General features: G+C 70.1%; 13 protein-coding genes. 10 read left to right on the forward strand and 3 right to left on the reverse strand.

The features are described 5' to 3' along the window. The first annotated feature begins 130 nt into the window (after positions 1–130). Complete coding sequence (locus AX744_RS17295) at positions 131–937, forward strand: sugar phosphate isomerase/epimerase family protein (RefSeq protein WP_061018261.1); 807 nt, start codon at positions 131–133, stop codon at positions 935–937. After that, positions 937–2061, forward strand: a complete 1125-nt coding sequence (locus tag AX744_RS17300; RefSeq protein ID WP_061018263.1) for a Gfo/Idh/MocA family protein — start codon at positions 937–939, stop codon at positions 2059–2061. Before AX744_RS17295 ends, AX744_RS17300 begins: the two co-directional genes overlap by 1 nt. Positions 2062–2126: 65 nt before the next feature. Here the strand turns inward: AX744_RS17300 and AX744_RS17305 are convergent, their stop codons facing one another. Beyond that, positions 2127–3116, reverse strand: a complete 990-nt coding sequence (locus AX744_RS17305) for an NYN domain-containing protein (RefSeq protein ID WP_061018265.1) — start codon at positions 3114–3116, stop codon at positions 2127–2129. Positions 3117–3118: 2 nt separating this feature from the next. Continuing rightward, positions 3119–4105: a Gfo/Idh/MocA family protein gene (locus tag AX744_RS17310; RefSeq protein ID WP_046749750.1), complete on the reverse strand. Its 987-nt coding sequence runs from the start codon at positions 4103–4105 to the stop codon at positions 3119–3121. Positions 4106–4211: 106 nt separating this feature from the next. On the opposite strand from AX744_RS17310, the gene AX744_RS17315 reads away from it, so the two are divergent. The 8 genes from AX744_RS17315 (at position 4212) to AX744_RS17350 (ending at position 13180) form a co-directional block, all read left to right on the forward strand. Continuing rightward, positions 4212–5603: an NtaA/DmoA family FMN-dependent monooxygenase gene (locus AX744_RS17315; RefSeq protein WP_061018267.1), complete on the forward strand. Its 1392-nt coding sequence runs from the start codon at positions 4212–4214 to the stop codon at positions 5601–5603. 126 nt (positions 5604–5729) lie between these two features. Further along, positions 5730–7364 carry a TIGR04028 family ABC transporter substrate-binding protein gene (locus tag AX744_RS17320; RefSeq protein WP_061018269.1) on the forward strand — a complete coding sequence of 545 codons (1635 nt, stop codon included), beginning with the start codon at positions 5730–5732 and terminating at the stop codon, positions 7362–7364. A gap of 16 nt (positions 7365–7380) precedes the next feature. Continuing rightward, the gene (locus tag AX744_RS17325; protein ID WP_061018271.1) at positions 7381–8361 is read left to right on the forward strand and encodes an ABC transporter permease; all 981 of its coding nucleotides are present in this window, start codon (positions 7381–7383) and stop codon (positions 8359–8361) included. Further along, positions 8358–9254 (forward strand): ABC transporter permease, encoded by an 897-nt coding sequence (locus tag AX744_RS17330; RefSeq protein ID WP_046749746.1) that lies wholly within the window; start codon positions 8358–8360, stop codon positions 9252–9254. Before AX744_RS17325 ends, AX744_RS17330 begins: the two co-directional genes overlap by 4 nt. Continuing rightward, on the forward strand, positions 9251–10867 hold the full coding sequence (locus AX744_RS17335; RefSeq protein ID WP_061018273.1) for a dipeptide ABC transporter ATP-binding protein: 1617 nt from the start codon (positions 9251–9253) through the stop codon (positions 10865–10867). Before AX744_RS17330 ends, AX744_RS17335 begins: the two co-directional genes overlap by 4 nt. Beyond that, positions 10864–11919, forward strand: coding sequence for a putative FMN-dependent luciferase-like monooxygenase (locus AX744_RS17340; RefSeq protein ID WP_061018275.1), 1056 nt, complete (start codon positions 10864–10866; stop codon positions 11917–11919). Before AX744_RS17335 ends, AX744_RS17340 begins: the two co-directional genes overlap by 4 nt. Then, a complete protein-coding gene (locus tag AX744_RS17345; RefSeq protein WP_061018277.1) occupies positions 11916–12575 on the forward strand; it encodes a CMD domain protein in 660 nt (219 codons plus the stop codon). Before AX744_RS17340 ends, AX744_RS17345 begins: the two co-directional genes overlap by 4 nt. Then, on the forward strand, positions 12572–13180 hold the full coding sequence (locus AX744_RS17350; RefSeq protein WP_061018278.1) for an alkylhydroperoxidase domain protein: 609 nt from the start codon (positions 12572–12574) through the stop codon (positions 13178–13180). Before AX744_RS17345 ends, AX744_RS17350 begins: the two co-directional genes overlap by 4 nt. Before the next feature lie 35 nt (positions 13181–13215). Here AX744_RS17350 and AX744_RS17355 read toward each other — a convergent pair whose 3' ends face one another. Beyond that, positions 13216–14160: a quinone oxidoreductase family protein gene (locus AX744_RS17355; protein ID WP_046749741.1), complete on the reverse strand. Its 945-nt coding sequence runs from the start codon at positions 14158–14160 to the stop codon at positions 13216–13218. Between the last annotated feature and the right edge of the window lie 4 nt (positions 14161–14164).

The raw sequence follows: 14164 nt of genomic DNA on the forward strand, positions 1-14164 counted from the left end.
GTTCGGGGGTGTCGAGGGGCATGAGGGCAGTCTAGCGATTCAAAACTTCCGCGTGGAGGTATTTGGTGATAGCGTGCCTGAACGGGACACCGGTCCCGCCACGTCACCGATGACCGAAGGAGCACGACCGATGACGATTCGGACTTCCCTGCAGCTGTTCACCATCAAGGACGAGCTGGAGGCCGACCTCGAATCCTCCCTGCAGGCGGTGGCAGCCCGCGGTTTCACGGCCGTCGAGCCGTACGACTTCGTGCGCCGCGCCGAGCCCCTCGCAGCCGCGCTCACCGCCGCCGGTCTGGTCGCCCCCTCCGGACACGCCTTCCTGGCGTCGCCGTCGTTCGTCAACCCCGACGGCAGCGGCACCACGGTGCCCGTCCCCTCCCCGGCTGAGGTCTTCGCCGCGGCGAAGGTGCTCGGCATGGATACGGTCATCGACCCCTACACCGAACCGGCTCGTTGGGAGTCGATCGAGCAGATCGAGGAGACGGCGCGACTGCTCAACGAGGCCGCGGAGATCGGTGCGGCCGTCGGTGTGCGGGTCGGATACCACAACCACGCCCACGAGCTGGAGGCCGTGTTCGACGGCGTCACCGGCCTGGAGGTCCTCGCCGGGCTGCTCGACGACCGCGTCGTGCTCGAGGTCGACCTGTACTGGGTGGCCCGTGGCGGCGTCGATCCCGTCGCGCTGCTGGAGCGTCTGGGCAGTCGGGTGATCGCCGTGCACGCGAAGGACGGCACACTCGACCCCGCACTCGCGGGAGCGTATCCGCCCGCCGATCAGGTGGCCGCCGGTGAGGGTAACGTCCCGCTGATCGAGGCCATCACCGCAGCACCGGCGCTGGAGCTCGCGATCGTCGAGTTCGACCACTACGAGGGCGACCTGTTCGACGCCGTCGAGCGCAGCCGGGTCTACCTCGACGAGAAGGTGGCGGCCTGATGGCGGTGGGCGTCGGCATCATCGGTGCCGGGAACATCAGCGACCAGTACCTGTCCAACCTCACGACGTTCCCCGATGTGCGCGTCGTCGCGATCGGCGACCTGCTCGAGGAGCGCGCCAAAGCGCAGGCCGAGAAGTACGGCGTGCCTCGTGCCGGCGGTGTCGACACGGTGCTCCAGGATCCGGAGATCGACATCGTCGTGAATCTCACGATCCCGGCCGTGCACGTGGAGGTCTCCGAGGCGATCATCGCGGCGGGGAAGCACGTCTGGACCGAGAAGCCGATCGGTGTGAGCCGTGAGGAGTCCCGCGGCCTGCTGCAGAAGGCGGACGCGGCGGGCCTGCGCGTCGGCGTCGCCCCCGACACCGTCCTCGGTCCTGGCGTGCAGACGGCGAAGCGAGCGATCGCGCGCGGAGACATCGGGCGTCCGCTGTTCGCGCAGACCACGTTCCAGTGGTCGGGACCGGAGATCTTCCACCCGAATCCCGCGTTCCTCTACGCCAAGGGCGGCGGACCGCTGCTCGACATGGGGCCGTACTATGTGTCGGCCCTCGTGCACGTGTTCGGGCCTGTCGCCTCGGTCGCAGCACTCGGACTGCAGGGCTCTCCCACGCGCCGGGTGCAGGTCGGTGAACTCGCAGGCCAGGAGTTCCCGGTCGAGATCCCCTCGACGCTCAGCGTGCTGATGGCGTTCGAGGAGGGCGGGCAGGCGCAGAGCATGTACAGCACCGACTCACCCGTCGTCCGCCAGGGCATCGTCGAGATCACCGGCACCGAGGGCACGATCGTGATCCCGGACCCGAACACGTTCGGCGGCGCGATCTCGATCACCCGTCCGCTCACACGTCTGTTCATCCCGCCGGAGCCCGTGCAGCAGGAGATCATCGACGTCGAGCAGGAGGGCGTGCTGTCCGGCCGCGGCGTCGGGCTGCTCGACATGGCGCGGGCGATCGCCGCGGGGCGTCCACACGTCGCCACCGGCGAGTTCGGCTACCACGTGCTCGACACCCTGCTCTCGATCGAGGAGGCCGCCGAGGCGCGGAGCTTCGTCGAGGTCGAGAGCACCCTCGATCAGGTGGGGTCGATCGCCGCGGACTTCGACCCGTTCGAAGCCACGCTCTGACACCGGCCGTACGTGGCGGCCATGAGCGGATCACCGCGTCCTGGCCGCCACGTCGCGGACCACTCTCAGGGCTCGAGCAGGCGGACGAGACGCTCGTGCCCGGTCTCCTCGAGTTCCGCGATGTCGTCGCGGGACTTCAGGAAGTCGGAGAACGACCGGTAGCCGAGTGCCTTCTCGCTGAACGACGGGTCCATGCGACGCATATGCGTCTTGACCGCGGAGCTGTGCAGCCACTCGTCGGCGTCGGCCTTGTCGTGCCCCAGACGGAGCGCGCGCTCCAGCAGCTGCGTCGCCACCTCCTGATCGTCGACCTTGTCCTCGACCCGCACTTCCTCCGCCTTCGGGGCGGCCTTGGATCGCGATCGCTTCGAGGCGGCCTTCGGCTTCGAGGCGGTCTCCGTCACCGTCTCGGCGACCGCCTCCGCCTCCGCCACCGGCGTCGGCGCCTCGACCGCGGGAGTGGCCGCGGCGGCGACCGGCTTGGAGGGGCGCACGACACCGGGCAGCGAGTCGTACGACTCGAACTCGTCGCACGCGGCGGCCAGCGACTTGGCTGTGGAGCCAGACACCCCGACGCCGATCACGTAGCGGCCGAGGCGCTTGCAGCGCTGAGCCAGGGGCACGTAGTCGCTGTCACCCGCGACGATCACGACATGGGTGAGATCGGGGAGGCGGAACATGTCCTCGACCGCATCCACGGCGAGCCGGATGTCGGCGCCGTTCTTGGCATACGCCGCGGCGGGGAACAGCTGCACGAGGTCGACAGCGCGGGCAACGAGCTGCGAGCGGTACACGGCGTTGACGGGGGAGGACCAGTCCGCGTATGCGCGGGTGAGCACCAGCGTGCCGAACGAGGCCGCGTAGTCGATGATGGCGCCGACCTCGATCATCGCCCGGCCCAATCGCTCGGTGACCTCGGGGTCGTTCGGGTTCTCGCTGATCCGCTGACGGTCTTTGCCGTAGGCGTTGCGTCCGTGCACCCGGTCGTACCAGGAGATGACGATGTTGTCGAAGTCGAGGTAGACGGCGACGCGGGCATCGGTGGTCTCGGCCATGATCAGACCTCCTCGCGGGGGTAGCGGACGCCGATCTGCGCCCTGATCTCGTCGAGGGTGCCCATGATCGCGACGCTCTCGGCGATGGGCAAGATGTCGCCCGCGAGGGTGCCTTCGCTCACCAGACGCTCGGCGGCGAGCGCCTGGAACTGCATGCCACGGCCCTCGACCTCGGAGGTGTAGCTCTCCTGCACCGTGCCGTCCGGCAGGACGAGGCGGAACGTGGTCGGGCTGTACCAGACGGTGTCGATGTCGATGCGGGCGGCCGTGCCGATGATGCTCGCGACGTTGGGGCCTGCAGCCCGCGACGACGAGAGGCTGGTCGAGACCGCACCGCCGTCGTGGGTCATGACCGTGGCGACCTCGGAGTCGGCTCCCGTCTCGATGAGGCGGCCGACGGCGCGGATGCTGGTCGGTGCGCCGAGGATGTCCCAGATGAAGGAGATCGGGTAGATCCCGAGGTCCAGCAGGGCGCCGCCACCGAGTTCGAGGGCGTTGAGCCGATGCGCGGGGTCGGAGGGCAGCAGCTGGGTGTGATCGGCGCTCACGGCCCGGATCTCACCGAGGGCGCCGTCGGCGATGAGCTCGCGGATGCGGACCATGTGCGGCAGGTACCGCGTCCACATCGCCTCCATCACCAGCAGACCGCGCTCGGCGGCGAGCGCCTGCAGGTCTTCCGCCTCGGCGCGGTTCAGGGTGAACGCCTTCTCGGCGAGCACATGCTTGCCGTGCTCGAGGGCAAGGCGGGCGTTCTCGTGATGCATCGGGTGCGGTGTCGACACGTAGATGATGTCGACATCGGGGTCCGCGACGAGGTCTTCATACGAAGAATGCGCGCGGGGGATGTCGAAGCGGGCGGCGAACGCGTCGGCCGACTCCTGTGACCGGGATCCGACGGCCACGAGGTCGAGCCCCGCGGTTCGCAGATCGGACGCGAATGCGCCGGCGATTCCGCCGGTCGCGAGGATTCCCCACCGAAGACCTGTCATGGTCTCAGCGTAGGGGGTGCTCCGGGTGTGACGGACTGTTACATCCCGTGACGCCCGGCATCGACGCCATGGCAGCGGGTGGGGAGCGGCTCCTACCGTGACGGGCATGACCGAACCCCTCATCATCGGCGCCATGGTGCGCACCCTCGGCGCGTATCCCTCGGGCTGGCGGCAGCCAGGGGCGCACCGCGACCCTGCGAGAGACGCCGACATCCTGCGCCACATCGCGCGAGAGGGAGAGGATGCCGGGCTCGACTATCTGTTCTTCGGCGACTGGCTCGCCACGGGCCCGGACCTGGAGTTCCGCGATCCGTATCTGCTGGCGCGCATCGACCCCGTGAGCGCTGTGCTCTTCCTCGCGGGAGTGACCTCGCGGATCGGCCTGATCGCCACGGTGAACACGACCTACGCCGACCCGTACACGACCGCGCGGTCGCTCGCCTCGCTCGACGTGCTCACCCGCGGCCGTGCCGGTATCAACCTCGTCACCGGCGCCGAGCCGCGCGCGGCCGGGAACCACGGTCGCGACGCGCACGCCGACAACGAGACCCGCTACGACCGGGCAGAGGAGTTCGTCGAAGCCCTGCGCCGGCTGTGGGATTCGTGGGGGGAGGACGCCTGGATCGCCGACGCCGATCGTGGGGTGCTGATCGATCCGGAGGGGCTGCGCGCCGCCGAGCTGCGGGGCGCTCAGGTGCGGGTCGCCGGGCCGCTCAACGTCGCTCGACCTCCGCAGGGCCGGATCCCGATCGTGCATGCCGGCACATCGCCGCGGTCGAGGGCGCTCGCGGCGACCGCGGCCGATCTCGCCCTGACCGCCGCACCGACGCTGGCGGACGCCATCGCCACACGACGGCTGCTGCGGGACATCGCCGCCGAGTCCGGACGCTCGCCCGATGCGCTGAAGGTGATCGCGCCGGTGCTCCCGGTCGTCGCGGACACGGATGCCGATGCTCGTCGCATCGTGGAGCGGCTGCTCGCCCTGGTGCCGCTCGCCGAGGGGCACCAGGCGGCGCGGACGGCGTTCCCGCTGAACCGCAGCATCGCCGCGCTCGCCGACGCGTTCGACGTTCCGGTCGACGACCCGCTGCGCTCCGCCACCTTCGATGCGCCGGTGACTGCCGCGGAAGCACTCCGGCTGGGCGCGCGCGGTGCGGCGCTGATCGAACGTCTCGCCCTCATCGCCGGGCTGAACGTCTCCGGGGGCGCGACCGCCGATCCCCTCACCTGGCGGCACCTGGTCGCCGCGCACGCGGTGCCGGCCGCCTTCGTCGTCGGTGACGCGGGAACCATCGCCGATCATTTCGAGACCTGGCGGGAGGAAGGCGGGGCGGACGGGTTCAACGTGCTATCGGCTTTCCAACCGGCGCAGTTCGAGGCGTTCACGCGTAACGCGGCGCCGGAGCTGCGCCGTCGCGGGCTGCTGCGAAGCGAGGAGCAGAGCGACGGGACCACACTCCGCGACCGCCTGCGCATTACGTCGTATGTCGACGCATGACGACCGGCGTCGCCCGGGTCGCGCGTTCCCGCCCCTGATTCCTACCGTGAAGTCACCTCAACGCACGGCATCTCGACACACAGCACCTCACCCGAAGCATCGCACCCGAAACCTGGAGACCCACCCATGAACCGTCGCCTCCTCCGCGCCGCCGCCATTGCGGTGCCGCTCATCCTGGCGGGAAGCCTCGCCGCCTGCGCGTCGACGCCCGCCCCGGCGAACTCTCCCGCCGAAGGCGGCGACCCCGTAAAGGGTGGAACGCTCACGTACCTCGAGCACCAGGCGTACACGAACCTGTATCCGCCGCAGGCCGGCTTCTACCCCAACGGCGGCATCGTGAACAACATCGCGGCCCGCCTGACCTGGCAGAACCCTGACACGCTCGAGATCGAGCCGTGGATCGCCTCCGACTGGACCGTGAACGACGACGCGACCGAGTACACGTTCAACCTGAACCCCGACGTGACGTTCTCGGACGGCACGGTGCTCGACGCCGCGGCAGTTAAGAAGAACTTCGACACCTACGGCCTGGGCGATGCGGAACGGGGCCTGACCGTCTCCGAGGCGATCAACAACTACGCCAGCAGCGAGGTGGTCGACGACGACACCGTGACGTTCCACTTCTCCGCACCGTCCCCCGGGTTCCTGCAGGCGACCTCGACCATCAACTCGGGCCTGCTGTCGCCGGAGACGCTCGACGGCACGATCGAGGATTTCGGCGCGGGCAACGCCGCCGAGATCATCGGGTCCGGTCCGTTCACGGTCACGGGGGAGAAGCTCGGCACCGAGTACACGCTCACCGCGCGCGACGACTACGACTGGGGACCCGACAGCGTCGACAATGACGGTCGCCCGTACCTCGACGCCGTGCACGTGCTGATCACCCCCGAAGACTCGGTGCGGATCGGCTCGCTGCTCGCAGGCCAGGCCGACTACGTGCGCTACGTGCAGGCGTTCGACGAGGACCGCGTCGAGGCAGCCGGCTTCACCCTCTACGCGCCGCAGACCCGCGGCGTCAACAACTCGATCGCCCTGCGTCCCGAGAATCCGCTGCTCACCGACATCCGCGTGCGGCAGGCGATCATCGCCGCGGTGAACGCGCAGGAGGTCGTCGACACGCTGTTCACCGAGAACTACCCGGTGGCGACGTCGGTGCTCTCCTCCCAGGCGCTCGGCTACAAGGACGAGTCGAAGCACTACGCCTACGACCCGAAGAAGGCCGAGAAGCTGCTCGACGAGGCCGGCTGGGAGCCCGGCACCGACGGCATCCGCGAGAAGGATGGCGAGCGCCTCTCGATCACGGTGTACGAGGCGAAGCCGCAGCCGCTGTCGAAGCAGACCCTGGAGCTCGTGGCGCAGCAGCTGGCGAAGGTGGGTGTCGAGCTCTCGGTCAAGCCCGGTGATGCCGGAAGCTACGCCGAGGACACGCGCGACCCGCTCAAGACCGGCTTCTACCACTCGATGGTCGGACGCGCGGATCTGGATGTGATCAAGAGCCAGTACTTCACGAAGAACCGCGACGTGCTGATCTCGAAGGACGCGAAGCTCGACGAACTGCTGCTCGCCGTGGCCTCAGAGCCGGACGCCGACAAGCGCGTCGCCGCATCGCAGGCCGTGCAGGACTACATCGCCGAGCAGGCCTACGTGATCCCGCTCTTCGAGGAGCCGCAGGTGTACGGCACCGCGACCTACGTGCACGGCGTCGCCTTCGAGTCGGTCGGACGCCCGACGTTCTCCGGCGTCTGGCTCGCCGAGCACTGATCGGGATGGTGCGTCGATGAGTTTCGTCCTCCGACGAGCCGGGCAGGCCGCGATCGTTCTGATCGCGGCCTTCACGGCCACGTTCTTCCTGCTGCAGCTGCTGCCGGGCGATGCGATCCTGATCAAGTTCTCCGATCCCAGCCTCGGGCTGTCCACGGATCAGCTCGACAGCATCCGAGCCACCTACGGCACGGATCTGCCGTGGTGGGAGCAGTACGTGCACGCGGGGCTCGGGTTCCTCGCCGGCGACTTCGGCTACTCCACGCAGTTCGGCACGCCCGTGCTGACGATGCTCGCGGAGGCGCTCCCCGCGACGCTGCTGCTCGCGTCCCTCGGGCTCCTCGTCGCTCTGCTCCTGGCCGTGCTGATCGCCGGACTCTCCTCGCTCGCCCCGTTCGCCTGGCTTCGCGACGGACTTCGTCAGGTGCCCGGTCTCTTCGTCGCGGTGCCGGTCTTCTGGCTCGGCATCCTGCTCATCCAGGTGTTCTCGTTCGGGCTCGGCTGGGTGCCGATCGTCGGGGCCGACCCGGTGAGCGGACTCATCCTGCCCGTGCTGACCCTCGCCGTGCCGATCTCGGCTCCGCTGGCGCAGGTGCTGGTCCGCGCGATCGATCAGGTGCAGGCGCAGCCGTTCGTCACGGTGGTCCGGGCGAAGGGGGCCCCGCCGCTGTGGGTGCTCACGCGCTCCGTCGCCCGCAACGCCGCCGTGCCGACCCTGACGATCGCGGGCGTGCTGTTCGGGGAACTCGTCGGGGGAGCCGTCGTCACCGAGACGGTGTTCGGCCGCACGGGCATCGGCCGTCTCACCGAGCAGGCCGTCGCGAACCAGGACATCCCGGTGCTGCAGGGTGTGGTGCTGCTCTCGGCGCTCGGCTTCGTCGTCATCAGCTTCGCCGTCGACCTCGTCACGCCGCTCATCGACCCGCGTCAGCGCGCGGTCGCGCGCTCCACCGCGTCCGTCGCCGCCCGCTCCGCGCCTCAGGAGGTGCCCGCATGACCGCTCCCGTGATCGCTGCGACGAGTGTCGAACCGGACTCCGAGCCGACCCCGACCGTCCCCGAGCTTCCGCGGACCCCTCGCCGCCCTGGCCGTCTGCGCGGCCGCGCCTGGGGGCTGTATCTCGCGTTCGCCGTGGTCGCCGTCGCTGTGTTGTGGGCGGTCATCCCCGGCGTGTTCGCGCCCGGCGACCCGCTCACCGGTGTGCCGGCCGACAAGCTGCTGCCGCCGAGTGCCGCGCATTGGTTCGGCACCGACACCCTCGGCCGTGATCTGTTCGGCCGTGTCGTCCACGGTGCCGTGCACTCGCTCTCGGGCGCGCTGATCGCCGTCACGGTGGGTCTCGCCCTCGGCACGGTTCTCGGCGCGATAGCCGGAGCCGTGGGCGGGGTGGTGGACGACGTGCTGATGCGCATCGTCGACGTGCTGCTCGCGATTCCCGGGCTGCTCCTGTCCCTCTCGGTGATCATCCTGCTCGGATTCGGCACGGTCAACGCCGCCCTCGCCGTGGGACTCGGCAGCGTCGCGGCGTTCGCGCGGCTGATGCGCGCCGAGGTCGCCCGGGTGCGGCGCACCGAGTACGTCGAGGCCGCCTTCGGCAGCGGTGCCACCTTCTTGGCCGTGCTGCGTCGACACGTGCTTCCCAACTCCCTCACCCCCATCGTCGCGCTCGCCGCCCTGCAGTTCGGGACGGCGATCCTCGCCATCTCGACGCTCGGGTTCCTCGGCTACGGCGCTCCGCCACCCACCCCGGAATGGGGACTGCTGATCGCCGAGGGCCGCAACTACGTGGGCACCGCCTGGTGGCTCACGGCATTGCCGGGTCTCATCGTCGTCGCGGTCGTGCTCAGCGCCAACCGCATCAGCCACCGCATCGGAAGGGGCACGCGATGAGCGTTCTGACCGCATCGGATCTGCGCATCTCCTACGGGGGTCGTGAAGTCGTGCACGGCGTCTCCTTCGGGATCGGCGAGGGGGAGACCCTCGCCCTCGTCGGGGAGTCGGGGTCGGGCAAGTCCACGACCGCCCACGCGCTCCTCGGGCTCCTCCCCGCAGGGGGCAGGGTCGACGGCGGGACGGTCGTCCTGGGCGACCTCGATATCTCCGGGTGGTCCGATCGTGCGCTGCGCGGCATCCGCGGTGCGGAGATCGGCCTGGTCCCGCAGGATCCGACGACCTCCCTCGACCCGGTGCGTCCGGTCGGGAAGCAGGTCGAGGAGATCCTGCGCCTGCATGGGCATCGGGATCGGCGCTCGCGTCGTGCACGGGCCATCGAGCTGCTCGACCGTGTCGGTATCGACGACCCGGATCTGCGGGCGCGTCAGTATCCGCACGAGCTCTCCGGAGGCATGCGGCAGCGTGTGCTGATCGCGACCGCGATCGCCCTGCGACCCCGCCTGCTGATCGCCGACGAGCCCACCAGTGCCCTCGATGCCACGGTGCAGCGCAAGGTGCTCGATCTGCTCGACGAGCTGCAGCGCGAGGAGGGCACCAGCATCCTGCTCGTGACCCACGACCTGGGCGTTGCCGCCGATCGGGCGGAGCGACTCGTCGTGCTCAAGGACGGCCGGATCGTGGAGCAGGGGCGGAGTGAGGAGGTGCTCGCCGCACCGACGGACCCGTACACGCGTCAGCTGCTCGCCGATGCTCCCGCGTTCACGACCGGCTTCCGGCGTCCGGACGCCCCGCCGTTCCTGCGGGATGCCGCAGCCGTCGCCGCGGAGAACCCGTACGCGATCGTCGCCGAAGGGCTTGTGAAGGAGTTCCGCGTCGCCGGCCGGGAGCGGTTCCGCGGTGTCGACGACGTCTCGTTCCGGGTTCGCCGCGGTACCACCCACGCGCTCGTCGGCGAATCGGGGTCGGGGAAGACCACGACGGCGCGACTGGTCACGCGCTTCCATCAGCCGGACGCCGGGACCATCGAGGTCGCCGGAGAAGACGTGACCCACGCGAAGCGCGAGCAGCTGCGAGCGCTGCGCCGCCGTGTGCAGCTCGTCTACCAGAACCCGTTCGCCTCGCTGGATCCCCGCCAGCAGATCGTCGACATCGTCGCGGAGCCGCTGCAGAACTTCCACGTCGGATCTCGCGCCGAGCGCAGCGAACGCGCGCTCGCTCTCCTCGACCGGGTCGCGCTCCCGTCCGACGTCGCGCGGCGCACCCCGCGCGAACTCTCGGGCGGACAGCGGCAGCGTGTCGCGATCGCGAGGGCCCTCGCGATCGATCCCGAGGTCGTGGTGCTCGACGAGGCGGTGTCGGCGCTGGACGTGACCGTGCAGGCGCGCATCCTGGAACTGCTCACCTCGCTGCAGGCGGAGCTCGGGCTCACCTACCTGTTCATCTCGCACGACCTCGCCGTCGTGCGCAGGATCAGTCACACGGTCTCGGTGATGCGCCGCGGCCGGATCGTGGAGGAGGGGCAGACGGAAGACCTCTTCCGCGACCCGCAGCACGAGTACACCAGGGAGTTGCTGGCAGCGGTCCCCGGACGAACGGAGATCGTCGTATGACCACCGAATCCGCCCCTTCGACCGGGCCCACCGTCGCGTTCTTCACGCGTCTGCTCGACGACGCGTCTCCTGCCGAGAGGTATGCGCTCGCCACCTCGCAGATCCAGCAGGCGGAGCGCCACGGGATCGGGAGAGCCTGGGTCGCACAGCATCATTTCCACGCGGCCGAGGGTGGTCTGCCGTCGCCGCTGGTGTTCCTCGCGCACGCGGCCGCCGTCACGAGTGACATCCGACTGGGGACCGGCGTGATCACCCTGCCGTTGGAGGACCCGGTGCGGGTGGCCGAGGATGCCGTGGTCGCAGATCTGCTCTCCGGGGGGCGAGTGGATCTGGGCCTCGGCAGCGGCGGCACCCCGTCGTCGTTCGTGCCGTTCGGGGAGGATGTGCGAGACAAGGCGGTGACCTACGACCGCAAGCTGCGCACGCTCCTCGACGGCCTCGCCGGTCGCGACGTCGGCGCGGGCAACACGCTCTACCCGGATGCGGGAGACCTCGCCGACCGTGTGTGGCAGGCCACCTTCTCCGCTCCCGGCGGTCACCGCGCCGGCATCCACGGGCACGGGCTCCTGCTCTCCCGCACTCAGCCGCGCAGGCCCGACCGCCTGTACGCCCCCTTGTCCGAGCTGCAGGACCCGATCATCGACGCGTACCTCGAGGCACTGCCGGTCGGGGTGACTCCGCGGATCACCGCCTCGCGCACCGTGTTCGTCGCGGATGACCGCGCCGAGGCTCTGCGGTTCGCCGAGGTCGGGCTGCGTCGGGCGGCGGAGGGCTTCCGTCGGCAGGGCCAGACCATCCCCGGTGACGACATCGACGAGTTGATAGCCGCGCTCGACACGCATCTGGGCACGCCAGAGCAGGTTGCCGAGTCGCTCGCCGCCGACGCCACCCTCACCCGCGCGACAGAGGTGGCCTTCCAGGTGCACTCGGTCGATGCGCCGCACGAGCACGTGCTGCGCTCGATCGCACTGTTCGCCGACGAGGTCGCCCCGGCCCTCGGCTACGCCATCGCGGAGACAGCAAACACCGAGACGATCAAGGAGAACGCATGACCGACGACACCGTCCTCACCGACGACACCGTCCTCACCGACGACACCGTGGACCGGATCGTGGGGGTGACGCCGGAGCTGGACGAGCTGCGCCGCCGCCGTCCGGTCACCAGAGAGCAGCTGCAGGCGAGCTTCGACGCCCTCTTCCGACCGGTCACGGTGGCGCATGTGTCGCAGGCGGAGCGCGAGCTCGTCGCAGCCTTCGCCACCGGACTCGCCGGCGTCGACGATGCGACAGCGGCGTTCTATGCCGCCCGCGCACGCGAGGCCGATCCGGAGCGGGCGGGAGCAGTGCTCGCCGAGGCAGCCGGGGCGTCGACGAGCGGTCCGTTCGGCGCCTACACCGAACTCGGCCTGCAGTCCGAGAACACGGAGGGCGAACGGTATGAGCCCGATGGTGCCGTGACCGCCGTCATCGGCGAGCGCCTCGCCGCAGCCCTCGCGCACACGCACCTGCTCGTGTTCCGGCCCCGTGAAGCGTCGGGCGCCGATCTCGGGCGACTGCTCGATGCCGGGTGGTCGACCGAGGGGATCGTCACGCTGTCCCAGCTGGTGTCGTTCCTCGCCTTCCAGCAGCGGGTCGTCACCGGACTCCGTGCGCTCGCCGCTGCAGGACTCACCGCCCAGACCGAGATCTCCGAGGAGGAGGCCGCATGACCGCCGCACAGACCGTGCTCCGGCACGACGACGCCCCGCACCCGCACGCCTTCACCCGCGGAGAGGTGGGCTGGGTCCCGCATCTCGAGCCCCTCGCGGAGGAGGAGCTGACGCCACGGCACTACGACGGACTCGTCGATGCCGCGCGGGCGAAGAACGACTACTTCCGGTTGCTGGCCCGTGACCCCGAGGTGCTCAAGGCGCGGACACTCGTCGACAAGGACATCTTCTACAACGTCGCCGAGGGTCTGCCGCGCGCCGACCGCGAGCTGGCGGCGACCGCAGCATCACGGCGCAACGGGTGCGTGTTCTGCGCCTCGGTGCATTCCCGCTTCGCCGCGCATCACAGCAAGCGGGTCGAGGACGTCGACCTGCTGCTGGACGAGGGGGTCGACGCCGACCTCGGCGAGCGCTGGAACGCGATCGTGGCCGCGTCGGTCGCGCTCACCGACACTCCGAGCACATTCGGGGAGCACGAGATCGCCCGGCTGCGGGCGGCAGGACTCGACGACCTGGAGGTCGCTGATGTCATCCACGGCGCGGCGTTCTTCAACTGGGCGAACCGCCTGATGCTGTCGATCGGTCGGCCGGTCGCTCCCGCCTGACCCTCGCTCTCGGCTACAGAAGCAGCCGCTCTGCGCTACGGGAGCAGGATGATCTTGCCCGAGGCGGCGCCGGATTCCATGAGCTCATGGGCCTGCGCCGCCTCGGCAAGCGGCAGCTGAGGGCCGAGCTCGATCGTGAAGTCGCCGGCGTCGAGGAGGGCGATCGTCTCGGGCAGGGCCTCGGCGCGCCAGGCGAGCTCCTGCGTGGTCAGCGGGACGGGCGAGCCGCCGGAGAACGCCCGGATGCCGAAGGATGCCGCATCCGGCCCTCGCACGATCGTCGCGATGCGCTCACGGTCGGCGACGAGCGCCAGCGACGCCTCGATCGCCTCATCGGTGCCGGCGCAGTCGAGCACCACGGTCACGGGTGACGGAGCGGCGGCTCGCACCCGGTCGAGCAGACCATCACCGTAGGCGACGGGGATCGCCCCGAGCTCGCGCAGCTGGTCGTGGCGGGCGGGGCTTCCTGTGGCGATCACGGTGGCACCCCAGGCGACGGCGAACTGCACGGCGGCCTGGCCGACGGATCCGGAACCGCCGTGCACCAGCAGCACGTCGCCCTCGGTCACTCCCAGCGACCGCAGCGACTGGTAGGCGGTGCCCGCGGGGATGCCGATCCCGGCGCCCTCGGCCGTCGTGACCGAGTCGGGGAGCTTCGCGAGCTTCTCGGTCGCGATCGCGAGCGCCGAGGCGTACGTGCCGTTCCCGTCGCGGATGGCCACCCGGTCGCCGACGGCGAGATCGTCGACCCCTTCGCCCAGCACTTCGACGATGCCGGCGCCGTCGAAGCCGACAGGACGCGGCTCGGTGATCGGCGGGGACGGGCGCTTGCCGCCCCGCAGCTTGGCGTCGATCGGGTTCGCTCCCGCCGCCTCGATCCGCACGACGACCTCACCGCGTGCGGCGACCGGATCCGGGATCTCGATCAGGTGGAGGACAGCGGGGGAGCCGATTTCGGTGTAGACGATCGCGCGAGCCATGCGT

The organism is Microbacterium sp. CCH5-D1 (assembly GCF_001557335.1).
Lineage (GTDB): Bacteria > Actinomycetota > Actinomycetes > Actinomycetales > Microbacteriaceae > Microbacterium > Microbacterium oxydans.